32 protein-coding genes and 1 pseudogene are annotated in these 20,881 nt (G+C 49.1%); 28 read left to right on the top strand and 5 right to left on the bottom strand.

What is annotated here, in order from left to right; translation table 11 throughout:
* Positions 1-62 precede the first annotated feature (62 nt).
* From MKY82_RS22330 to MKY82_RS22320, 3 genes are read left to right on the top strand one after another with little or no spacing between them, the layout of a single operon-like run.
* Complete coding sequence (locus MKY82_RS22330) at positions 63-2,078, top strand: hypothetical protein (RefSeq protein WP_339294388.1); 2,016 nt, start codon at positions 63-65, stop codon at positions 2,076-2,078.
* The gene (locus MKY82_RS22325) at positions 2,075-2,386 is read left to right on the top strand and encodes an EscU/YscU/HrcU family type III secretion system export apparatus switch protein (protein ID WP_194543585.1); all 312 of its coding nucleotides are present in this window, start codon (positions 2,075-2,077) and stop codon (positions 2,384-2,386) included. The genes MKY82_RS22330 and MKY82_RS22325 overlap by 4 nt, the downstream gene beginning before the upstream one ends.
* Positions 2,386-2,769 carry a YraN family protein gene (locus MKY82_RS22320; RefSeq protein WP_194543584.1) on the top strand — a complete coding sequence of 128 codons (384 nt, stop codon included), beginning with the start codon at positions 2,386-2,388 and terminating at the stop codon, positions 2,767-2,769. The genes MKY82_RS22325 and MKY82_RS22320 overlap by 1 nt, the downstream gene beginning before the upstream one ends.
* 153 nt (positions 2,770-2,922) lie before the next feature.
* Here MKY82_RS22320 and MKY82_RS22315 read toward each other — a convergent pair.
* From MKY82_RS22315 to MKY82_RS22295, 5 genes and pseudogenes are all read right to left on the bottom strand, one after another.
* Positions 2,923-3,429 (bottom strand): annotated as a pseudogene (locus tag MKY82_RS22315) (ATP-binding protein); the annotation flags it as partial.
* Positions 3,324-5,051: a recombinase family protein gene (locus tag MKY82_RS22310; protein WP_339294387.1), complete on the bottom strand. Its 1,728-nt coding sequence runs from the start codon at positions 5,049-5,051 to the stop codon at positions 3,324-3,326. The pseudogene MKY82_RS22315 and the gene MKY82_RS22310, both read right to left, overlap by 106 nt.
* 12 nt (positions 5,052-5,063) lie before the next feature.
* Positions 5,064-5,924, bottom strand: a complete 861-nt coding sequence (locus MKY82_RS22305) for an ImmA/IrrE family metallo-endopeptidase (protein WP_339294386.1) — start codon at positions 5,922-5,924, stop codon at positions 5,064-5,066.
* 79 nt (positions 5,925-6,003) lie between these two features.
* Positions 6,004-7,065, bottom strand: a complete 1,062-nt coding sequence (locus MKY82_RS22300) for a type I restriction endonuclease (protein ID WP_339294385.1) — start codon at positions 7,063-7,065, stop codon at positions 6,004-6,006.
* 42 nt (positions 7,066-7,107) lie between these two features.
* Positions 7,108-7,449, bottom strand: coding sequence for a helix-turn-helix transcriptional regulator (locus MKY82_RS22295; protein WP_339294384.1), 342 nt, complete (start codon positions 7,447-7,449; stop codon positions 7,108-7,110).
* Between the two features lie 166 nt (positions 7,450-7,615).
* On the opposite strand from MKY82_RS22295, the gene MKY82_RS22290 reads away from it, so the two are divergent.
* The 25 genes from MKY82_RS22290 to MKY82_RS22170 all read left to right on the top strand — a co-directional run bounded on the left by MKY82_RS22290 (position 7,616) and on the right by MKY82_RS22170 (position 20,764).
* A complete protein-coding gene (locus MKY82_RS22290) occupies positions 7,616-7,843 on the top strand; it encodes a helix-turn-helix transcriptional regulator (protein WP_339294383.1) in 228 nt (75 codons plus the stop codon).
* Between the two features lie 64 nt (positions 7,844-7,907).
* Positions 7,908-8,045 (top strand): hypothetical protein, encoded by a 138-nt coding sequence (locus tag MKY82_RS22285; protein WP_339294382.1) that lies wholly within the window; start codon positions 7,908-7,910, stop codon positions 8,043-8,045.
* A gap of 79 nt (positions 8,046-8,124) precedes the next feature.
* On the top strand, positions 8,125-8,292 hold the full coding sequence (locus MKY82_RS22280) for a hypothetical protein (protein ID WP_339294381.1): 168 nt from the start codon (positions 8,125-8,127) through the stop codon (positions 8,290-8,292).
* A 92-nt stretch (positions 8,293-8,384) separates the two neighbouring features.
* Positions 8,385-8,900: a hypothetical protein gene (locus MKY82_RS22275; RefSeq protein WP_007132777.1), complete on the top strand. Its 516-nt coding sequence runs from the start codon at positions 8,385-8,387 to the stop codon at positions 8,898-8,900.
* Between the two features lie 9 nt (positions 8,901-8,909).
* A complete protein-coding gene (locus tag MKY82_RS22270) occupies positions 8,910-9,188 on the top strand; it encodes a hypothetical protein (protein ID WP_339294380.1) in 279 nt (92 codons plus the stop codon).
* Positions 9,185-9,433: a hypothetical protein gene (locus MKY82_RS22265; RefSeq protein WP_007132779.1), complete on the top strand. Its 249-nt coding sequence runs from the start codon at positions 9,185-9,187 to the stop codon at positions 9,431-9,433. Before MKY82_RS22270 ends, MKY82_RS22265 begins: the two co-directional genes overlap by 4 nt.
* A 140-nt stretch (positions 9,434-9,573) precedes the next feature.
* Entirely contained in the window at positions 9,574-9,849 is a 276-nt protein-coding gene (locus MKY82_RS22260; RefSeq protein WP_339294379.1) for a hypothetical protein, read from the top strand.
* Between the two features lie 59 nt (positions 9,850-9,908).
* Positions 9,909-10,166, top strand: coding sequence for a hypothetical protein (locus MKY82_RS22255; protein WP_007132781.1), 258 nt, complete (start codon positions 9,909-9,911; stop codon positions 10,164-10,166).
* Complete coding sequence (locus MKY82_RS22250) at positions 10,163-12,163, top strand: hypothetical protein (RefSeq protein ID WP_339294378.1); 2,001 nt, start codon at positions 10,163-10,165, stop codon at positions 12,161-12,163. The genes MKY82_RS22255 and MKY82_RS22250 overlap by 4 nt, the downstream gene beginning before the upstream one ends.
* 2 nt (positions 12,164-12,165) lie before the next feature.
* Positions 12,166-13,104, top strand: coding sequence for a recombinase RecT (locus MKY82_RS22245; RefSeq protein WP_339294377.1), 939 nt, complete (start codon positions 12,166-12,168; stop codon positions 13,102-13,104).
* Positions 13,104-13,811 (top strand): MBL fold metallo-hydrolase, encoded by a 708-nt coding sequence (locus MKY82_RS22240; protein WP_339294376.1) that lies wholly within the window; start codon positions 13,104-13,106, stop codon positions 13,809-13,811. The genes MKY82_RS22245 and MKY82_RS22240 overlap by 1 nt, the downstream gene beginning before the upstream one ends.
* The gene (locus MKY82_RS22235) at positions 13,808-13,996 is read left to right on the top strand and encodes a hypothetical protein (RefSeq protein WP_339294375.1); all 189 of its coding nucleotides are present in this window, start codon (positions 13,808-13,810) and stop codon (positions 13,994-13,996) included. The genes MKY82_RS22240 and MKY82_RS22235 overlap by 4 nt, the downstream gene beginning before the upstream one ends.
* Positions 13,993-14,196 (top strand): hypothetical protein, encoded by a 204-nt coding sequence (locus MKY82_RS22230; protein WP_339294374.1) that lies wholly within the window; start codon positions 13,993-13,995, stop codon positions 14,194-14,196. The genes MKY82_RS22235 and MKY82_RS22230 overlap by 4 nt, the downstream gene beginning before the upstream one ends.
* Positions 14,193-14,483 carry a hypothetical protein gene (locus MKY82_RS22225; RefSeq protein WP_339294373.1) on the top strand — a complete coding sequence of 97 codons (291 nt, stop codon included), beginning with the start codon at positions 14,193-14,195 and terminating at the stop codon, positions 14,481-14,483. The genes MKY82_RS22230 and MKY82_RS22225 overlap by 4 nt, the downstream gene beginning before the upstream one ends.
* A gap of 22 nt (positions 14,484-14,505) precedes the next feature.
* A complete protein-coding gene (locus tag MKY82_RS22220; RefSeq protein ID WP_339294372.1) occupies positions 14,506-15,384 on the top strand; it encodes a hypothetical protein in 879 nt (292 codons plus the stop codon).
* Positions 15,371-15,706, top strand: a complete 336-nt coding sequence (locus MKY82_RS22215) for a hypothetical protein (RefSeq protein ID WP_339294371.1) — start codon at positions 15,371-15,373, stop codon at positions 15,704-15,706. The genes MKY82_RS22220 and MKY82_RS22215 overlap by 14 nt, the downstream gene beginning before the upstream one ends.
* A complete protein-coding gene (gene dnaB / locus MKY82_RS22210) occupies positions 15,684-17,108 on the top strand; it encodes a replicative DNA helicase (protein WP_339294370.1) in 1,425 nt (474 codons plus the stop codon). The genes MKY82_RS22215 and dnaB overlap by 23 nt, the downstream gene beginning before the upstream one ends.
* Before the next feature lie 19 nt (positions 17,109-17,127).
* On the top strand, positions 17,128-17,286 hold the full coding sequence (locus MKY82_RS22205) for a hypothetical protein (RefSeq protein ID WP_339294369.1): 159 nt from the start codon (positions 17,128-17,130) through the stop codon (positions 17,284-17,286).
* Entirely contained in the window at positions 17,286-17,471 is a 186-nt protein-coding gene (locus tag MKY82_RS22200; protein WP_339294368.1) for a hypothetical protein, read from the top strand. The genes MKY82_RS22205 and MKY82_RS22200 overlap by 1 nt, the downstream gene beginning before the upstream one ends.
* Before the next feature lie 119 nt (positions 17,472-17,590).
* A complete protein-coding gene (locus tag MKY82_RS22195; RefSeq protein WP_339294367.1) occupies positions 17,591-18,004 on the top strand; it encodes a RusA family crossover junction endodeoxyribonuclease in 414 nt (137 codons plus the stop codon).
* A gap of 27 nt (positions 18,005-18,031) precedes the next feature.
* A complete protein-coding gene (locus MKY82_RS22190; RefSeq protein WP_339294366.1) occupies positions 18,032-18,841 on the top strand; it encodes a hypothetical protein in 810 nt (269 codons plus the stop codon).
* Positions 18,842-18,936: 95 nt separating this feature from the next.
* Entirely contained in the window at positions 18,937-19,464 is a 528-nt protein-coding gene (locus MKY82_RS22185; RefSeq protein ID WP_339294365.1) for a hypothetical protein, read from the top strand.
* Between the two features lie 2 nt (positions 19,465-19,466).
* Positions 19,467-19,733 (top strand): hypothetical protein, encoded by a 267-nt coding sequence (locus MKY82_RS22180; RefSeq protein ID WP_339294364.1) that lies wholly within the window; start codon positions 19,467-19,469, stop codon positions 19,731-19,733.
* Between the two features lie 3 nt (positions 19,734-19,736).
* The gene (locus MKY82_RS22175) at positions 19,737-19,973 is read left to right on the top strand and encodes a hypothetical protein (protein WP_339294363.1); all 237 of its coding nucleotides are present in this window, start codon (positions 19,737-19,739) and stop codon (positions 19,971-19,973) included.
* Positions 19,973-20,764, top strand: coding sequence for an HNH endonuclease signature motif containing protein (locus MKY82_RS22170; RefSeq protein ID WP_339294362.1), 792 nt, complete (start codon positions 19,973-19,975; stop codon positions 20,762-20,764). Before MKY82_RS22175 ends, MKY82_RS22170 begins: the two co-directional genes overlap by 1 nt.
* The last annotated feature ends 117 nt before the right edge of the window (positions 20,765-20,881 follow it).

Here is a 20,881-nt window from a genome sequence, read left to right as displayed (position 1 = left end):
CTCGTCAAAAGGCGGGCTGCTGCCGATATATAAGGTATACAGAAGGTGTGGGAGGAACTATCGTGAACATCGGATCGTTGATTCGCGGACTCCTGGGAGAGCAAAAGCCGGGAGACGCCAAGACGTTGGAATTAAAGCCGGGTCAGGTCGTTCGCGGTGTCGTTATGAACGTATCCGAGGACGGGCAGGAAGCTGTGGTGCAGATCCAGGGCGTTCAAGTGAAGGCGAAGCTGGAAACGCCGCTTCGAGCCGGGGAAACCGCTCTTCTGGAGGTTCAGCCGCCGGGAGAGGGAGGGACGGCCGTACTCAAGCCGCTTAGTCAAACGCCAGGACAGCCGCTGTCCCCGTCTTCGATGGCTGAGGTGCTGGATCTTGCCGGTCTTCCGGATACGAAGGAAAACCGTGAAATGATCAAGGGTATGCAGAATGCAGGAGTCCCGCTGACGAAGGATAATATCGCCATGTTCCGTGAGGCATTGGCCGTGAAGCCTCCGCAGATTCCCGCGGCGGAATGGGCGGAGTCGGCTGCAATCGCGTTTCACCGCGGCCTGCCGATTACCCCCGAAAGTGTAAAGGGACTGCATCAGGCTGTGTTTGGACCCCAGCTTCATCAACTGCTGCAATCGTTGGAGCAGCAGCTAGCGTCTGCTTTAAGCAACGGTAACGGAGGCGCTGCGGCTGCCGGAAAAAATGCAGCGTCCGCTGTGCCTTCGACAGCAGCTGGCGCAGAGGGGATCGCTGCCGCGCAGCAGCAAGCAGCAGCGGCGAACAATGCTGCTGGAGGTGCCGCACAGGCCGGCTCAGGTCAGCAGGCACTGCTGACCAAGCTGCAGGGCCTGCTGCAGCAGCTGCGCGGCGAGCTGGCGCAGCCATGGGCCAGCGGCGGCACGGCAACGCCTGCCGCCGGCCAACCCGCCGCCGTGCCAATGGGGCCGGCGGCGGGTTCAGGCGAAGGGGCCGCAGGCCCTTCGCCAAAGCCGCCCACCCCTGGCGCGGAGCCGTGGGTGGGGCGGCTCTTGAAGCTGCTCGGTGCGGAGCACGAGCAGCAAGCCCTGCGCGGGGCCGGTACGGGCCCCGCGGGCGAAGCGGCGCGCAGTGGCGGCGCCGCAGCACCAGCCGGGCAGCCTGCGGCGGCGCACGGCAGCAGCACGGCCGCCGCGCCCGGAGCGAGTGCGGCTGTGCCCGCATCGGCAGCTGCTCCAACGGCAGCAGGCGCGGCTGCCCCGCCTCCTGCTGCAGCGCAGCCAACCGCTGCTGCGGCAGCCCAAGCATCCCTGCCCGCCACTCCTGCCCCTGGCAGCGGTGGCGCAGCAGCGAGTACGCCAGGAGCCTCCGCCACGCCAGGGAATGCGGGGAATGCGGCGAATGCGGCGAATGCGAATCAGCAAGCTGTTCCGAATGCTCAGGCTGGTGCCGTGAATCAACAGGGCTTGACGCAGCCGGTTGTGCCATCCGGCCAGCAGAATTCTGTCCAAGGCGTACAACAGGCTGTCATGGCCTCAACACAAACGGGTGAATCGGCGCTTGCCCTGCAAGACACACTGAAGGGAGTATTGCTTCAGGTGCTATCCAGCCAAGAAACGCCGCCTGCGCTAAAGGAAGCGGCACAGCAACTCGTTCAGCATTTAACAGGCCAGCAGCTCTTGCTAAACACGGATCGCACGGCACCGTTTGCGCAGGTCACGATGTTCATCCCTCTGCATGGGGTCGATGGGGAACAGACGGCATCCGTACATATTCAATCCCGCAGAGGCCGCAAAGGCGAGCTGGATGCAACCAACTGCAGGCTTTTGTTTGACTTGGACATGAAATTTCTGGGCCCGACCTTGATCGATGTGCAGGTTGTTGACCGGATCGTCAGCCTCAGCTTTCGAAATGATCAAAGTTACGCCGCGGAGCTGTTTGAGGGAAAAAAAGAAGAGTTGGCTCAAGCTGTTTCGTCTATCGGCTACCAATTGCTCAGCGTAAAAACAGAACCGCTGCCCCTAGTTGCCCCGCCTAATTCAGACATGTCCGTACAGGGAACGGCAGCAGAATACACCCCGCAAACCTATAAAGGGGTGGACATGCGCATATGACCAAGCAAGAGAAAGAGCAAGGGCAAATAACAGCCATGAAAAAGGCAGTTGCCCTGAAATATACGCCTGGCGAGAGCGAAGCGCCGGTTGTGGTTGCCAAAGGGAAAGGGAAATTGGCGGAGTCTATATTAGACAAAGCTAAAGAGCATGGCGTCCCTGTCCAGGAAGATGCAGCTTTGGTGGAGATTCTCTCCAAGCTGGATCTGGATCAGCAGATTCCCGAGGAGCTGTACCAGCTTGTAGCGGAAGTGCTGACATTTGTTTATCGTGCGGATCGTCAAGCGAAAGATGGAGGGATGATGCCATAATGAACTCGCCTTCCGGCAAAAAGGACAGCCGCAAGCAAAAAGGAGCCGCTGCCGAAGAGCTGGCGGCCGCTGCCCTAATTGAAAAAGGATACCGGGTTTTGGAACGGAATTGGCGCTGCCGCTTTGGAGAACTGGACATCGTTGCCGAAACAGGGGAGACCCTTGTGGTGATTGAGGTCAGAAGCCGAAGCGGAACAGTCAGCTTCGGCACGCCTTCCGAGTCCGTGAACGCCCGCAAAATGATGCAGGTCCGAAACACAGCCCAGCAGTACGTTCATCAAAAGCGTTATTATGAACGGCCGGTCCGGTTTGATGTTATCTCCATTATTCTTCGCCCAGATCTGACGCCCGTCTCGATGGATCATATCGAGAATGCATTTTAGATGGATACGATCCAAAGCATCTATAAGGATACCAAAAAGAAGGTGATAGGAGCCGAGCTCCATCACCTTCTTTGCGCAGTACAGATTATTTATTCAATAGGAGCGAACTTCCATACCGTTGTTATCCAAATCATATCACTCTCCAGCTCCATTTCACAAATGAGTGGTTTCATCGGCGGTGATATATTGGCGATCCAGCTGACGGTATTGAATCGCTTCTGCGACATGCCGGCTCTGTATCCTATCGGATGCTTCCAAATCGGCGATGGTTCTGGCCAGCTTCAGGATTCGGTCATAAGCGCGCATGCTCAGGCCCAGCGTATCGATTGTCGCTTGCAGAAGCTCAGCCGAGTCCTTGTCCAGCACCGCATGTTTCCTCAGGAAGCTGCCGAACAGTTCGCTGTTCCAGCTGAACGGTAACTTGCTGTAACGTTCCAATTGAATCCTTTGTGCCGCATAAACTTGATCCCGCATTTGCTTGGAGGATATAGGTGTTGCGCCTCCAGGCCATTCCTTCGGCCGAGGCACGTCCACCTGAAGGTCGATCCGATCCATCAAGGGCCCCGATATTCTAGCGCGATATTGAGCAATTCGTGTAACGCTGCACGTGCAGCGTTGATGAGGGTGATCACTGCCGTAATAACCGCACGGACACCCGTGTGAGTATGAGCTTTGGAATGCTTAAATAAATAACGAACTTTAATGTCCGCTTTTGGTCTGCCCCCGATTGGTGAAGGGATTGTTTCAACGATTATTTCGTCAACAAGCGCTTTAACAATTTGTCGACGGGTTTCGAACGAAGGATCATCCTCGATCTTCATTCTGAGAGTCGCAAGTAAATTCTCGGCCGAGCTGAATTCAACGCTCAGATTGTTCTCAGAATGAATCAATAAATCGATTTCGCGTAACCGCTGTTCCAATGAAGCGGTCTCCGACATGATTTCCTGCAGCTGTTTTTCAACATCCAAGGCGGTAATCATTTTCTGACGATATAGGGTGAGAATACCTTGTCGCTCGTTTTGCTTATCAGCAATGCTCTTTTGTACAATTTCTTTCTCCGATAGATACTCTCCAATTTTTGATTTTCTGATTTCCATTCCGTCATTTAATTGCTCGAGGGCTTCTCCTGGGTTCTTAATAAATTGAACACATTCATCCCATACATGTTTTTCTATCCACTCCGCCGGAATGTTTTTGGATCGGCACTTTCCTTGAGCAGGCCCCCTGTATGCATTCTTACCACCGCAAATATAGTAAGCCTGAGGTTTTCGTCCTACCCCAGCGAACGCTGCACCGTGATAAGTTAATCCGCAGGATCCACATTTGATAAGACTTCGGAGGAGATTGTCTCGAGTTTGATTTCTAAAAGCCTCAATTTGATTATCGCGAAGCGCTTCCTGAGCTTTATCCCATAAATCCGTTGATATGATCGATGGGACTACTCGTTCAATGAGCTCTCGTTCCTTTTTTGAACGTTTACCGTATACGTGGAGTCCTTTATAGGTAGTGTTTACAACCATGTTCCTGATTCGTCCAGGGGTCCAAACTCCAGCTGTGTTCTCCTTTCGTTTCCCTTTTTTTAGTTTCCGCCCGTCTTTTACATAGGAGGGTGGGATCTTTAATGAGTTAAAGTAATCCGCCACTTGTACTGTCGACCATCTTTCGTTTCCAACAAGGTGATACATTAGCCGAATAACGCCGGCTTCTGATAGATCTTCCTTCCCCGGGAGCGGATCCTCGTTTACTTGGAGAAATTTATCTACAACCACATATCCATACGGTACGATTCCCCCGAGCCATTGGCCTTGACGGGCAACGCGATTTGCTCCGTGCCAAAATGTTTCAAGGAGGGTGTCGCGGTCAAACTCCGCTTGGCCAGCGAGGACGGTGATGACGAATCTGCCCATTGGCGTACTGGTATCAAAAGGCTCCGTCATGGATTTGATGGTAACTCCGTACTCTTCGAGCTGATAGATGGCATCAAGCGTCACTCGGGCCTTCCGGCCAAGACGTTTCATATTATAGATAAGGACGCTTTTGAATTTACCCGCCTTGGCATCTTCTAAAAGTCGTTTGCCCTCCGGCCTCTCATCAAGAGGGATGGTCCCAGAGACTCCATCATCCTTATACCAATCAACAATATTTAACCCATGAAGCTCGCAATATTTGATTGCAAACTCAATCTGGCTTTGGATAGTTTCACGTTCTTGTTGATCGTCACTGGAGACCCGAGGATAAATGGCAACATCTTTAATTTCGTTATCTGAAGTGAAGTTTATCATAGGAAATCCTCCTTATGTGCAATATGCTCCGTGAAATTCCATTACAGTTTTGAGTTCTTTCATCTGGATTACAAAACTCTGTGCAGCGTAACGATATCTGCTTGTGAGCTGACCAAGTTTTAAGCTGAATTTGCCGTCTTTGTAATCTAGGTCATCACTTAACACAGGTTGACAATTAGCAAAAGCCTGTAGTTCGCTCTCATCAATGTGGGCAAGGGAATCGTCTATAGAAAACTGAAGCTCATCACATGTATGTAAGGTTTGTTCGTCAATATGTAGTATCAATTGTGATGGGTATTCGAGATTGCCCGCTGGATCGTAATATGCATAGATTTGTGTTTCTGCCGGCACGTCAATCAGCACCTCACCTGCGATAGGTGTCTGAGACAACATCAATGTACTTTGGAGCTCTCTTCTTTGAATTTGAAGGAGTCGCTGCTTAGCTAGTTTTGGAGGTACACGAAACGTCTTTGCCAGATAATATATTGCGTCACTTTGGTTTTCAGGAATGTCAAGTCGAGAGATCATGTAGTAAGGCATGGATGCGTACAACATGAAGGCTTTTGCATCAGCCTCCTGGCCATCTCTAAAGAGTTTGTTCATCCTTCGTTGATCGCCAGCATGCCTGAGCACGTGGCAAAGCTCATGGAAGAATACCATCCGTGCGATAGGATAGGGATCTTTCTTGTTTAAGAAGATAACTCGTTCTTCATTATCAGAAAACGGCGGGCATAGATCATATTGAAGATCAACAAGAAATGCCTCACTTATCCGATCTAAATCTAGGTCATCAGGCTGAAGGATATGATGCAAACGATAACGATCAGATATCCACTGTTCCAGTGTGGTTTCGTAGTAGCTAGGAAATTTCATGAAGTACACCTCACATTAGGAATATATGTTCGCTTTTTGATTAAAAAGAAAAGCCCATTATTATGGGCTATATGAGCTTTTACATAAAACGTTCAGCAGTTGCAATTATCTTTTCTTTATGAGAAATTAGATCGGCAACATCATCAAGTGGGAGTGTAGTTTTATCCTCATCATTAAACTGGATCATCTTGTTGGCGCTATTAAAGTGCAACCTACAAATCCATTTACGAATATTATTATCTACTAAGATATTAAAATAACTCAGATTGTCACGATAGTTTACTCGATCAGGTGAAATAATATCTTTTAAGAGGATGCGGATTGTAATATATCCTTCTAGCTCTTCTTGTGTTGTAACGATTTCAGGTCCTTCGTCCACAATCTTCTCTATGGTAGTGGCAACTTCGTTTTTAGAAACCTGTTCTGAGTTGGTATTGGCGAGTGCAGTCTGAAGTTTATCATTTAAAATGTCATTAACAAACTCTTTCAGGGATCGTTTCACAATACCATTAAACTTCTCAATTACCTGTCTGGTCTTTTTTCCAGGGTAAACATCAGAAAGGATAACAGAAATAAAATCGTCGCTAGGGGTATCCCACTGAGTTTTAAGGAACCTCTTGATTTCATTTGTATACTTTAATTCAGCAGCTGTTGTATTGATACTCTCAACATCAAAATTGTCCTTTTTGAATTTACTTAACTCAGCAATCTGGTGATCTCGGATATCGAAAAGATTAAATTCAAAAAAAGGTGTTGTATCCATTTTATTTTGTTCTTCTAAATCAGTGTAGAACTTATAGACAATTCCATTTGTTAGTATTGCAAACTTAGCAGAAGTGGTACCGAAATATCTGAATAGTTGAGAGTCATGTTTAGTAAGTTGTTCTTGGATAGACTTGGCTTCTATTAGAATTATTGGCTTACGATCATGCATGATCGCGTAATCAACTTTCTCACCTTTTTTGATACCTACATCGGCAACAAATTCAGGGAGAAATTCCTCTGGATTAAAAACATCGTAATTAAGAGATTGAAAGAAAGGCATAATTACAGATGTTTTAGTAGCCTCCTCTGTCAAGATACTATCCTTCATTTTTTGGACCCTCTTAGCTAACGACCTAATCTGATCAGCAAATTCCATTCTACCTTCACCCAATACAATCCCCATCGGCTGGGGTACTTGCTAATTTTTTGAGTTTTTTTCTGCTTGCTCTGCTGCACGCCGTTTCATTGCACGGTATCGTTGCAATGCAGCTTCCATCTCCTCGATCTCATCTTGCGTATACTGCTCTGGACCACCATAGAATGACATATTTGTTGGGGTGTCTATACGGCCAAGTAGGTAATCTGCCGATGTTTCCAGGACATCAGCAATTCTTCTCAGAGAGTCGGGATCGGGTTTTCTGTCATTCGTCTCATACCGAGACAATTGAACAACTGTAAGCCCAGCCTTCTTGGCCAGATCTTTTTGAGTATAGTTCATTTTCTCTCTTAGATACTTTATTCGATCTCCGAGAATCTCCATAACACATTCCTCACTCTACAGCGTATATGAAGAAATAATAACATTACCAATTTGGTAAATAAACAAAATTGCCAAAAAGGTAAATTAAGTTGTTGACATTACCGAAATGGTAACATATAATCAAGACATAAAATTACCAAAACGGTAACAAGATTGGGGTGACACAATGAAAAAGGTTAATCTTGAGAAGATAAAAGCTCATCGAAAAGCAAACGAACTGTCTCTTGAGGATATGTCCAAATTGCTTGGTTATGAGAGCGCTAATGGTTACTATTATCTTGAAACTGGCAGAGGAAAGTTTACGGCAGAAGCCCTTGCTAAAGTGGCAGATAGGTTTGGAGTACCAATTGATGAACTTTTTTTTGTCGACGATATTACCGAAATGGCAAATTAAAACTTATGAACTAGTCAGGAGCCGCAATGTGCCCCAGAAATTTGAATAAAGGAGTGATGACTCGATGAAAACACCTTCAGGCATCACCTATAAACCGGAATATGTACCAGACATGGAGAGGATGGTCGAGGCCCTCAGAATCGTACATGAGGCTCCTGATCCAGAGAAAAAGGAAAATGTCGATCTCGAGGAAGGAGCCTAGGATGCGATTTAGATGGATGCGTCAAACATCTCGATCTGCCTGTGTATCAGCGATTGTAACCAGAAGCTTGCTAAAAAACATGGACGTTGAGATTGCATTGGACATGTCGCTTCCGCATTATGCCGTAAATCCTGAAAGCTTATCAAAGCTTGAGCGAAAACGGGTGCTGAAGGAAGCGTCGGAAAATTTGAAGAGGATAGAAGAAAGCCGCCGGAGCGGTACCAGCTACCAGCGGCGGAGGGGATGACGAGAGGGGAAGGTTTTACTCACAATTTCATAATACATCAGATCCTTGTCCGTCATCTCCTATTAAATCGGACAAAGGAGATTGATTAAACAATGGCAATCGGACAGTTTGGACCAGCACTCGAGGAGGTGCTGAAACGAAAAGGGGAGACACGGGGGGCGGCCGGTGCGGCAGCGCACGTTGATGCTTCTCTGATCGGCAAGATCATAAAAGGCACAAGAAAGCCCTCTGAAGAAGTGATGGCATCCACAACCACTCATTACGATGACGGTCAACTCTACATTGCGGCAGCTGGGGAGGTAACTGGCGGTGCCTTTGCTCCCTGGCTCAACAATGTGGATCTACATAGGGCGAGTGTTCTGATCAAGAGCATTGAGGAGATAAAGGAAGTGCTCGCTATATCTGGACAAGCCCCAATTAGCAAGACCAACGAGCAGATCGACGAGTCTGAACGACAGCAAATAAAGCGGCTACTCATGGAGACGGTCGAGGCGATAACAGCGCTGACTCACTTGGCTGCGGTGCTCTGCAAGGAATATTCCTTCAGTTGGCTAGCGACTTGGAAAGAGCACCGGTCAATGCTGAAGGCCAAAAAATATATGAAATGAGGGTTTAACTTGTTGAGAGAAACATTGGTAATGGAAGCTCTGCAAGCTGGGAGAAACGCGGATCATAACCTGCAGGTCATCGTTCGTAACCCAGAAAAGATGATCGATTCCAACAAACTTGTAAATGGAATCACCTATCTGAACAACATGATTAGATTCGCTGAAAAAGAAATGGAAATGAAAAAAGACCGCCTGGCGGGGCAGTCTCGGTTGAGAACACGTCTTAAGAGTCTCTTGTCGTCTATTTTAATCGTTGAACGCCAGAAGCGCAAGGGGGTTGAACTATGACGGCCCCCGTATCACCTGCAGCAGCGTATATATCCTCGACACTGGCACTTCGGGCCAGCACAGATACCATCGCAAAATTCATCCAAGAGGATCCGGATAACCTTCAACTATTGAAGGAGCTACTGAAACAGCGAGAAGAGGCTTATCTGAACTGGAGTAATGCCGCTTCCATGTTGAAAACCTTACCTGTTTCCGAGATGTCTGCAGCAATGATCCATATCGAAACAGTACTCGGATACAAATGACAGAGCTTCGGCCCTGTCTCCCGGCGTCGGACAGTATCATAACCTACTCCTTGTCTGGCGCCGAGAGATGCGGCTGACGCATCCGAGGCGGTGCCTACCCCCTGGACCGCCTCGCAATACATATGAAAGGAGGAAATGCCGTGAATGTGATTCAGAAGTTGACGGTTGTCAGTAACCCGACTCGGATCTTTGAAGTCGGAACTGAGATAAACGGCCGGGAGGTCATCGAAATCAAGCAGGTGGGATATGAATTTGAAACTGGAATATATTCAGAGCTTCACGTTTTGGATGAAGATGGCGGCCTGATCGCCAGCATCGAAAACTGCCCGGTGATCGTAGAATGGCAGACAATCGCCGTACATGATCATACAGAAAATGACCCGCAGCAACGGGTCATATCTGGTGCCAAAAATTAATTTTCGATGCCCTCATATTAGCAGATGGGGGCGAATCACACAAGAGGGAGTGATCCAGCATGGGAGCAGCGATGTCCCTTGATATTACTGGCGAACGCGTTGAAGCCACGGTACAGCCTCAAAGAATGTACACGCCGACGATCCTGTCGATCCGGGCAAAAAGCGGCATAGTGGAGGTCCACTGCAATGACGAACAGCTGGCTGAGATCGAATTCGCGATTCGTCAGCATTTCGAAAAAATAAAATATCCGGAATCACCCGAGCCAACAGTTCAAGACGTCGGCCTCGAGTATTCCGTTAAGGAGGAAATCGCTTGAAGAAGATTGTCCTGGAGCGTCTGACGTTCCGTAATTTTAAGGGATTCCGTGAATTCGTTCTCGACGCCAACGGCGGGAATGTGGATGCCTTTGGTGATAATGCAACTGGCAAAACGACATTGTTTGATGGCTTCACTTGGCTTTTGTTCGGAAAGGATAGTGCCAATCGGTCCGAACAGAAGTTTGAAATAAAAGAACTGGACAAGGCCGGCAAAGTTGTACGGCATGGCCTTGATCATGAAGTTGAGGGAGTCCTTCTGGTTAACCAGCGACGCCGAACATTCCGGAGAGTGTTCAGTGAAAAATGGACACAGAAACGGGGATCAGCCACATCTGTATTCGACGGCCATACAACCAATTATTTCGTCGACGGGGTTCCTGTTAAGGAAAAAGAGTACAGGGCCGAAGTTGATGCATTGATCAGCGAGGATGTTTTCAAGCTTCTGACCAGCCCTTCTTATTTCAACGAGGTGCTGAAGCCGGAAGCCCGCCGAAAAGTACTGCTAGAGGTCTGCGGAGATATGACGGATGCGGAGATTATCGCCAGCAACAAGGAGCTAACTCCATTGGCAGCAATCTTGGAGGAGCGAACCGTTGAAAAGCACAAGCAGTCGATTAAATCATCGCTTGCGGAGATCAATAAGGAAATAAAAGAGATCCCGACAAGGATCGACGAGAAATACCGTGACATGCCGGATGTCTCCGATCTGGACGCTGAACTGCTGCAGGAAGACATCGACACCTTGCGCGGCAGGATAGACGCCAAGACCGCGGAGCTGCAGCGTATCCAGTCCGGGGGCGAGCTGTCGGCCAAGGAGATTCTTCTACGCGAGATCAACGCTGAACTGACGGACATCAAACACAGAGTCCAAGCAGATGGCTTGCAAGCCGTGAACGAGCAAAGAGAACGATTGATGCAACTGCGCGGCGAAGCATCCGAGTTGCAAGCGCGAATTTCTGCCGGGCAGCGTGAGATTGAACAGTACAAGCGGCAAATCGCAAGAGCTGAGAGCCAAGCGGAACGGCTGCGGGAGGAATGGCATGCTGCTAATGGGTTGGAGTTCCCCGCCCATGAACATCAGCATGACGATAATTGCCCGACATGCGGACAAGCTCTCCCAGCTGATCAAGTACAGGCTGCGAAGGACAAGGCACTGGCTGACTTCAATATTTCCAAATCCCAGCGGCTTGAACGTATCTCTGCCGAAGGTAAGGCCATTGCAGAAGAGGTTAGAAAGCTCAAGCATTCCATGTTTGATTTGGAAGAGAGCTTGTCCGCATTAGAGACGAAACTGGCGGTGAAGCAAGAAGAGGTATCCGCAGCTGAAGCAAAGCTAGCCGACCTACAGGCAGCCGTCTCCGATCCGGCCGACGATCCAGAGTACCGGGCCAAACAGATGGAGGCCGAGGCCGTACGCTCTGAAATTGAGCAGCTTCGGTCCTCCACATCCGACGCTGCAAGCAAGGTTCAAGCCGAAATCAGTTTGCTCAGGGATCAGGTTAACGAGCTCGAATCGGATAAGTTAAAAATTGCAGCAGCAGCCTCAATTGAGAAACGAATCGCTGAGTTGACTGAACAGGAGCGCAAACTGGCTGCCGAATACGAGCGGCTGCAGCATGAGCTCTACTTGACGGAGGAGTTTACGCGAACCAAGGTTTCCGCACTCGAGTCTAAAATCAACAGCAAATTCAAATACGCCCGGTTCCGGCTGTTTGAAGAACAACTCAATGGCGGCCTGAACGATGTATGCAAAACGCTTTATAACGGTGTTCCATATGACGGCGGACTTAACAATGCCGCTCAGATCAATGTCGGTCTGGACATTATCAACACCCTCAGCGAACACTATGGTTTCATCGCACCAATCTTCATTGACAACGCTGAATCGGTTACGCAACTGATCGACACCGAGGCCCAGCTGATCCGTTTGGTCGTATCCGAGAATGATAAGAAGCTGCGCGTCGTAACCCACAACAACATGCAGGAGGCGATCTAAAAATGAGCTCTCAACAATTGGCTCTCGTAAAGCGCGACACAGTTGATGTAGTAGCAGATAAGGTTCGGCAATTCCAAGAGCGCGGGGAGATACACTTCCCCGCAAACTATAGTCCAGAGAATGCTATGAAATCGGCGTGGCTGCTTCTCCAGACAGTGCAGACCAAGGATTATAAACCAGCCTTGGAAGTTTGCAGTCGGGACAGTATCGCCAATGCCTTATTGGATATGGTTGTGCAGGGTCTGAACCCTGCTAAGAAACAAGGCTACTTCATTGTTTACGGTAAGACTCTAACCTTTCAGCGCAGTTATTTTGGCACGATGGCCGTGACTAAACGAGTAACCGGGGCCGAAGATATCGATGCACAAATTATTTATGAAGGCGACGAGTTTGAATTTGAAATTGTTCGCGGCCGAAAAAAAATCACAAAACATAAGCCGAGCTTTTCCAATATGGACGACAGCAAGATTGCGGGGGCTTATTGCACGATTTACTGGCCCGATGGTCGAGAATACACCGAGGTGATGACGATGAAAGAGATCCGTCAAGCCTGGAAGAAATCAAAGCAGAATCCGGATAAGGAAAACAGCACCCACAATGAGTTTCCGGGTGAAATGGCAAAACGAACTGTTATCAATCGAACTTGCAAAACATATATGAACACTTCTGATGATGGCAGCCTGATAATGAAGCACTTCCAGCGTCAGGACGAGGTGCTTGCAGAAGCTGAGGTTGAGGCTGAGATAACAGCCAATGCAAATGGTGAAGTTATCGACATTACACCTCCTACGGCTGCTAAGCCCGAACCGGAGCCGGAACAGCCAAAGGAAACAGCTCGTTCATCTAAGAGCAATGTAGAACCGGCTGGTCAAGGAGAAATGGATTTCGAGATCCATCCGGACGATATTCCTCCGATCGGCACTGAGGGGCCTGATTTCTGATGATCGATATTCAATGCCTCGGCTCCAGCAGCGCGGGCAATGCCTACCGGATCTCGGACGGGCATACCGCTCTCCTGCTGGAGGCCGGTTTTCCTTTCAAATCTCTGCAGCGAGCGTTGAAGTTTCGCATGACTGAGATTGCCGGCTGCCTTATCACCCATGAACACATAGACCATAGTAAGGCCGCTAAGGACATCATGAAGGCCGGAGTGGACGTTTATACCAGTCAGGGGACAGCTGATGCCAAGGGGCTCTCCGGGCATCGTCTGAAGGTCATCAAGGCCATGGAGCCGTTTCAAGTTGGCACCTGGTCGATTCTCCCCTTTGACATACAGCACGACGTTGAGGAGCCGCTGGGGTTCCTTCTGGCCAATACGGCTGGGGACAAGCTGGTCTTTTTGACGGACACCTATTATTGCCGGCATCGATTCCGGGATCTAACCCACATCATGGTGGAATGCAATTATTCGATGGACATCGTAAGGGAACGGGTGGCGTCTGGCCACCTGCATCCAGGACAAATGAAGCGGCTGCTGAAGTCGCACTTTGGCTTGGAACATGTAAAAGATTTCTTGAAAGCCAATGATACCCGCAAAGTCCAAGAGATTTGGCTGCTGCACTTATCGGATGGTAACAGCGATGAGGAGCGATTCAAGCGGGAGATTCAGGAAGTGACCGGAAAGATGGTCCGGGTGGCCGGGCGATGATCGACGGCAAACCTTTAATGCGCAGCATGATGGGCAAGCGGATCTGGAGCTTAATGCAATCTGACCCGGAAAAGTTTAAGCGGGAGACCCGCGAGTATTTCGCTCGAGGCTATCCCGGGTGGACGGTTGTTAAAGTCAAATATCCGATCGTGTACCTTCGGGACGACAGGGGGAATCAAGGATGAATGAACCCGTTCAGTTAGATCTCTTCGGAGATTACGAAGAAAAGCCCGAACAACCTGCTTTAAACGGAATGTATTACGAACGGGCGACTGGGAAGTTTGTCTCCTATGTTCTCGGGCGCCGGCACTTTGAGGTAACACCCAGCGAATGCCTGGGCGACAAGGAATGGAAAGAACGAATCAAGAAGGAGCGTGCGATATGAACCAAATGAAAGAAATGACAAATGAGGAGCTGCAGCAGCGTACAAAGGAGATCGTAGATTTCCTTACTGATAAAAACGAGGAAGCGAAGAAGGCGGGGATTGAGCAGCACGGTCATTTCTATACTTCTGTCGCCTTTACACTCGGCTCTTTGATCGGATTTGACTTTAAACCTAAAGGGTACGGACCAATGCTCGGAACAATGCTCGAGTCCCTCACGGACGGGCTGCAGACAGGCGCCCAAGGGAAAGGAGCAAGTGGAACCTTCATCAAAGTCGTAAGAGATTGAATCCTAGTTAGGGGATGAGCGAATGCCCGAAGGCAGTTACCCTTTTCCGATGTACTCCGGATTGTTGGAACATAGACATTACAAAAAAATAGGATCAGCAATTTGGCTGTTCCTTTGGTGCATCAGCTCCACGACGAAGGAAGTCGAAAGGGACGGAATTGTCTGGGGAATCGTCCTTGGGAACAAGCCAGTTAAAATTAGCGACCTTGAAGATGAATTTGGGGTATCGGACCGGACGATCCGGTCGTGGATCAAGACGCTCGAAGATAACCAATACATAAAAGTCACCAGAGCGCCATACGGACTCGTTTTTACGGTCCGAAACTCCAAAAAATTCAAAAACAGACCGGAAGAAAGTTTCCACTCTGACTCAGGAGATCGGCAACATTCTTCCGATCTGAATGACAGAGATCGGCAGGAATCTTCCGATCACCCGGAAGAAAACTTCCGATCTAATAAAGATATTACAGAGATACACAATGCTGTTGCTGTTATTACGGATCCTGAAACCATTTTAAAACTTGCCTATGAGGTCGAGAGACATTTTTGCATGCGTAGAGGGCAGGGGCTTAGCGTCAGCGCTACCGACTTCGAAGAAATCAAAAAGATGGTTGCTACGGGGATCCCGTTAGAGATCGTGAAGCAAAGCATTGACAAATCATTTGCTGAGTACAAGCCAAAACATGCTTGGGACAAGATTCGAAACATGGCCTACTGCATCCCTCGCTGCCTAGACGAGTGGGCAAAAATGCAGGTGGATGACTCCATAACTGGTGCGGTGCCGCACGTGCCAGTCGCCCTTGGACAATCTCCACAACGAGGCTATCGAAATAAAAAACAAGCACAAATGGACGAACTAGACCGCTTTATCGAGGAGGAGAAGAAGCGTGGAAATCGTTGAGGTTGCCCAGCTTTACAAACACATAGCGAAATACTATCCAGCCTTTGACGCTTCGGTAGATCGAGTAAAGGCAGACCATAAGTATCTCCAGGACTTCCCCTTTGAGGTAGCTCAAGAAAATGTGGACGAACATATTCGAACGAGCAAGTATCCGCCCAACATTGCGGAGATCCGGGGGGCTCTGGGGGAACAGATCGAGCGTGACCGCATGAAGTCGTTGACCGAAGATTATTTTGCCGAGAGAGCCCGCGCGAAACAGGAAGCGTGCCCACCACCGCCAGGTTGGAAGGAGTCCATCTATGCAAAACTTGGACGTGCCTGACATGATTTTGCCCGAAATGCCGCATGATTTGGCTGCTGAGTGCTCAGTGCTAGGCGCTATCCTGATCAATCCGGAAGTGTACGAGTACGTTGAATCACTGGTTCCGAACGCATTTTATCGTGCAGAGCATCGAATCATCTTTAGCAGGATGGTGGAGCTGGTGGAGGAAGGGCAGCCAATTGACCTGGTGACTTTGTCTTCGCGACTACAGGATCAGAGAGAGCTTGAGGATATTGGCGGCGTCAGCTACTTATCCAAACTAGCCCATTCGGTGCCGACGACAGCGAATATAGAATCCTACGTCACATCCGTACAAAACAAGTTCATGGTGCGTGAGTATATCCGGTCGAGTATGGCCGGGATACAGGCTGCCGCAGCGGGTGAAGACATACAGCGCCTGGTCGCATCAGCCCAACAGGTTGCGACAACGTTGGCAGATCAAGTAGCTCCAAAACAGGATTTCAAGCGAATCAGCAATGTTTTGGTTGATGTTATCGAGTCGACCGAGAATAAAGCCGAAGTCTACAAAACAGGTAAGGTCACGGGGATCGAAACAGGATACACGGACCTCGATGCCATCCTTGGCGGCTTACAAAATAGTGATCTGATCATTGTGGCAGCGCGGCCTTCCGTCGGAAAAACGGCCTTCGCGCTGAATATTGCTCAGAACGTGGCCACTCGTGTCCAGGAGCCAGTTGCTATTTTCAGTCTGGAAATGTCCGCAGAGCAGTTGGTCACTCGGATGGTCAGTGCGGAGGGCATACTCGAGGCGAGCAAACTCCGGATCGGGGATATGGGGGCTGAGGATTGGACAAAGATGGCGAATGCTGCCGGCGTCCTCGGCGGGACCAATATCGTAATCGACGACTCACCAGGCATTACGGTCCATGATATCCGCTCGAAATGTCGGCGCCTCAAGAAACAGGAAGGCCTCGGTCTGATCGTGATCGATTACCTGCAGCTGATCGCAGGCGCCAGCAAGGGCCGGGGACCGGAGAACCGGCAGCAGGAGGTATCAGAGATCTCCCGGACGCTGAAGCACTTGGCCCGGGAAATGGATGTTCCGATTATCGCCCTGTCCCAGCTCAGTCGCGGCGTGGAGCAGCGTCAGGACAAGCGCCCGATGATGAGCGACCTTCGGGAATCCGGATCGATTGAACAGGATGCGGATATCGTTGCTTTTCTGTACCGGGATGACTACTACGACAAGGAATCCGAGAAGAAGAACATCATCGAGATCATTATTGCAAAGCAGCGTAACGGCCCGGTCGGCACGGTCGAGCTGGTGTTCTTAAAGCAGTTTAATAAATTCGTCAATTACGATCGGGTTCATGCGGATCCTGGTCCGCAACCACCACGCCAAAACAAGGTGGTCAATATGGATAAGCGCCAATGGGCGTAAGCAAGGAGGCTAATGGGAGATGAAGAACGGAAAGCGGCCAACGAGGCGGCAGAGAATTGAAATCAAAGATCGGGGACTCAACCCCGGAAACTGGCTCGTAGAGCGAGATACACCTGCAGCTATGGTCTTGATTCATCGGTACAGTGGCAGCTCGCGGACGATTCGGCGGGGTGCGTGATGAGTAGGTGGAGTCACTGGCACGTCTACGAGTACATGCGACAACGGATGATTCATACCGGTCAGGTACCGGATCAACAGGAGCTGCTCGCCGAATTTGCTGACATGGAGCCTGCTCTTATCGAAGAAGGCATGAAGGAATTTAATCTGGCCATGTCGATCGGGGGCGTATCCATTGCGAAGTAGCAAGAGATTGGACCCATTTTTTCAAGATACGCCATACGACATCATTTTCGACGATTCCGGTTGCTTGATAGGCGAAGTGTTTGTACTGACAGGGGAATCGAGAAGGGAGGCGACGCCATATGATCCAGTTCACCGTATACGGCGAGCCGGTCGCTCAGGGAAGGCCAAAGTTCAGCACCGCCGGCGGGTTCGTTAAGGCATATGACCCGGCGAAGTCCCGGGATTATAAAGATTATGTCAGGCTTGCAGCTTCAGAGCACGCGCCTGCAAGACTTCTGGAAGGGCCGATCGGGATGATGCTCACTATTTACCGATCAATGCCCAAGAGCTTTAGCAAGCGGAAGGCAGAGGCAGCGGAGGCCGGGGAGCTGCGGCCAACTACGAAGCCTGATGTGGACAACTACCTGAAGGGTGTAAAGGACGCCTTGAAAGGGATCATCTGGAAGGATGACAGCCAAGTGGTCGAGGTGTTTGTTCAAAAGAGATACAGCAGCCGGCCGCGAATTGAGCTCAAAATCAAAGAGTTATCCTAAATATTTTACGAGGGGAAAGTGATAGGGATGGATAAAAGTTATGCAAAGTTCACAGCTGAAATTCAAAAAGGGATCAACATCAAAGGTTCAGATGTAGAAATGAAAATACTAATTCCGTTGAAGGCTGCTCAACCATATCTGAATTTTCTAAGCAATAGCCAAGGTAATGAAGTAAATATCTTTGTAGGGGATCCGCAAATGTCATTCGATTTTGACGAGGACGAAGACGATGCCTACAAACTTTACCAAGGCGGCCGACGCGTGACAGCGGATGCTTCTGGAGTGGTGACATCGGTCGAGCAGCCTGAAACGGATGAGAATCAGGCAGAGCTGCCGCTTGATGAACCGGGCACAGGAGAAGAATCGGATCGTGAAGAGGATCAAGCAGGAGAGCGGGAAGAGGAGCCGTCGGCAGAAGAAAGCGACGAGTTGAGTGACTATGAGAAGGGAATTATGGGTGAGGAAGGATCCGATCTTCCGGAATGGATGAAGGAACCGGAAGGCGAACATCCCCCAAGCGATCGGGAAATGAGCTTCGAGGATACTGATCAGGAATCGGGGGAGGATGGCACTGCAGCTGCTGCCGAGGAAAACCAGACGGCTGGCGACGTCGAGATCAGCCCGGAAGAGTTGGAACAATACATCCTCTCGCAGCGCCCATCTTTCCCGGACCTTCAGCTCGACTTCCCAAAGTTGTTCGAGCGTAAACGGAAGGATGGAGTGACTTGGAGGGAGATCGCTAAAGAAGTGGGGATGACCTCTGGGCAATTGAGCGGCAAAATTTCCAAGTACAAGGAAGAAGTCAAAAAGGTAATGATGAGCCACGGCGTGGCCTGAGGATAGATGCAAGCGAGCCCCGGTCGAAGCTGACCGGGGTACCTAAATACATGCTTCTTACAGAACGTCAGTTCCTAGAATGGAGGGGAGAACCTGTGAAGGTTTATGACTACTACATCACGCCGGCTAAATATGAACTGGCTGCCCGAAATGGTGTTTCAAGAGAACTAGTGAATCATCGAGTCCGCGGACTCGGATGGGACAAGGATAGAGCGGTCATCACCTCGCCGAGGAAGACGACCATCCATCGTAAATGGTTGGATATTGCTGAAGAGAACGGGATATCTAAAAGGCTCTATTTCAAAAGAGTTTACCGTGGCTGGTCAAAGCAAGACGCAGCGACGAAACCAATTATGAATACGAAGGAAATTATCAAAAATCTAGACAACTACAGAATCAGGCTTTTTGAACCCGAGGACATCCAGGAAGCCGCTCGCAACGGGATCTCGTACGAGACATTCCGAAAGAGAGTCAGGGATTGCGGGTGGACAGTAGAGGAAGCGAAGACAAGACCGCTTTACACGCCTACAGAACGCGCATCAAAATGGGCACGTGCCGTCAGAAGAAAGCACGGCAATATATTCGCACACGTTTATCAGAAGAAACGATCCGGGAGGAATTAACGGTGGATGAACAGACTCGCAGACGAGTATTTCAGAAGGTGAAAACCTTCAGTAATCAAAAATTCTGGAACTGGATGAATTACATGCATAGCAGAGCATATGCAAAGGCAGCACAGCATTACGAGGAAGCTATGGAGATTGTTCTGCAGCCGAAACAAGCAGCCGCTGTTAAATCAAAAGCCAAGGAGATCCGTGAGAATTGGGACGGGATGTCTACGATCACGATTGACGATACCGAGGGTGCAGAGTTCCATTCGTTGGGGGTGTGAAGTATGCGGAACACATTAGGAGATTTGAACAACCATTTATTTGCTCAATTAGAACGGTTAAGCGATGAGGAGTTGACCGGAGAAAAACTTGCGGATGAGATCAACAGAGCTAAGGCTGTAACAAGTGTAGCATCGCAGATCATTGCGAATGGAACCCTTGTTTTGGAAGCCAGAAAGCTCGCTGATGATCGAATGAACGCAGACACAAAAATTCCTAAAATGCTTGAAGGTGGCAGCTGATGCTTCGTTATACGTCTGAGCAAAAAGAATTTATACGAGAGAACGCACCAGGCAAATACAATTCAGAAATCGCGGAGCTGTTCTATGCCAAGTTCGGCATAAAAATTACGGAGAGTCAGGTTAAAAGCTTTAAGGCTAATCACAAGATAAGAAGTGGCGTTCCTAAAAAAAGAAAATCAATACCACAAGGACTTTTAACTACTGAGCAAGCGGAATTTGTTATCAGAAACGTTAAGGGCTTGTCTAACCTCCAATTGACCAATATTGTGAACGAAACATTTAAGATAACCCTCACAATCAGGCAAATGAAGACATGGAAGAAAAACCATGGTTTGTCTAGTGGATTAAGAGGCTCTGAGGGGAAATCGCCTCCAAACAAAGGTACGAAGGGATTGTACAATGTCGGAGGCAACCGCACATCGTTTAAGAAAGGGCAGCGTTCGCTGAATTACAAACCCATAGGCACTGAGCGCATTGATCGGGATGGATATACGCTGATCAAAGTTTCGGATGAGGGCCCTTGGCATAAACGGTGGAGGCATAAACACAAGGTTGTTTGGGAAGAGAAGTATGGTCCTATTCCAAAAGGACATGTAATTCTCTTTGCAGACCAGAACAAGCGCAATATCGATCTGGATAATTTGATACTGATCAAGCAAAGTCAGTTATCAGTTCTTAATAGGAAAGGGTTGCTTCATAACGATGCCGAGCTAACGAAGACTGGCATAATCATGGCTGATATATATCGAAAAATTAGCGAAAGAAAGCGAAGCGGTAAGAGAACATCATAATTACTAGGGGGGCTCATTTTGAACAACAAGCCATTGACACGGCGTCAGTACGAGGTTCTTGAATTCATCAAAGCATTTATTTCAAAGAACGGATACTCTCCTACCGTGAGAGAGATC

The sequence above is a fragment of the Paenibacillus sp. FSL W7-1279 genome (assembly GCF_037969845.1).
GTDB lineage: Bacteria > Bacillota > Bacilli > Paenibacillales > Paenibacillaceae > Paenibacillus_AQ.
Note: the sequence above shows the minus strand (reverse complement) of the source record. Positions and strands in the feature narration are given on the sequence as shown.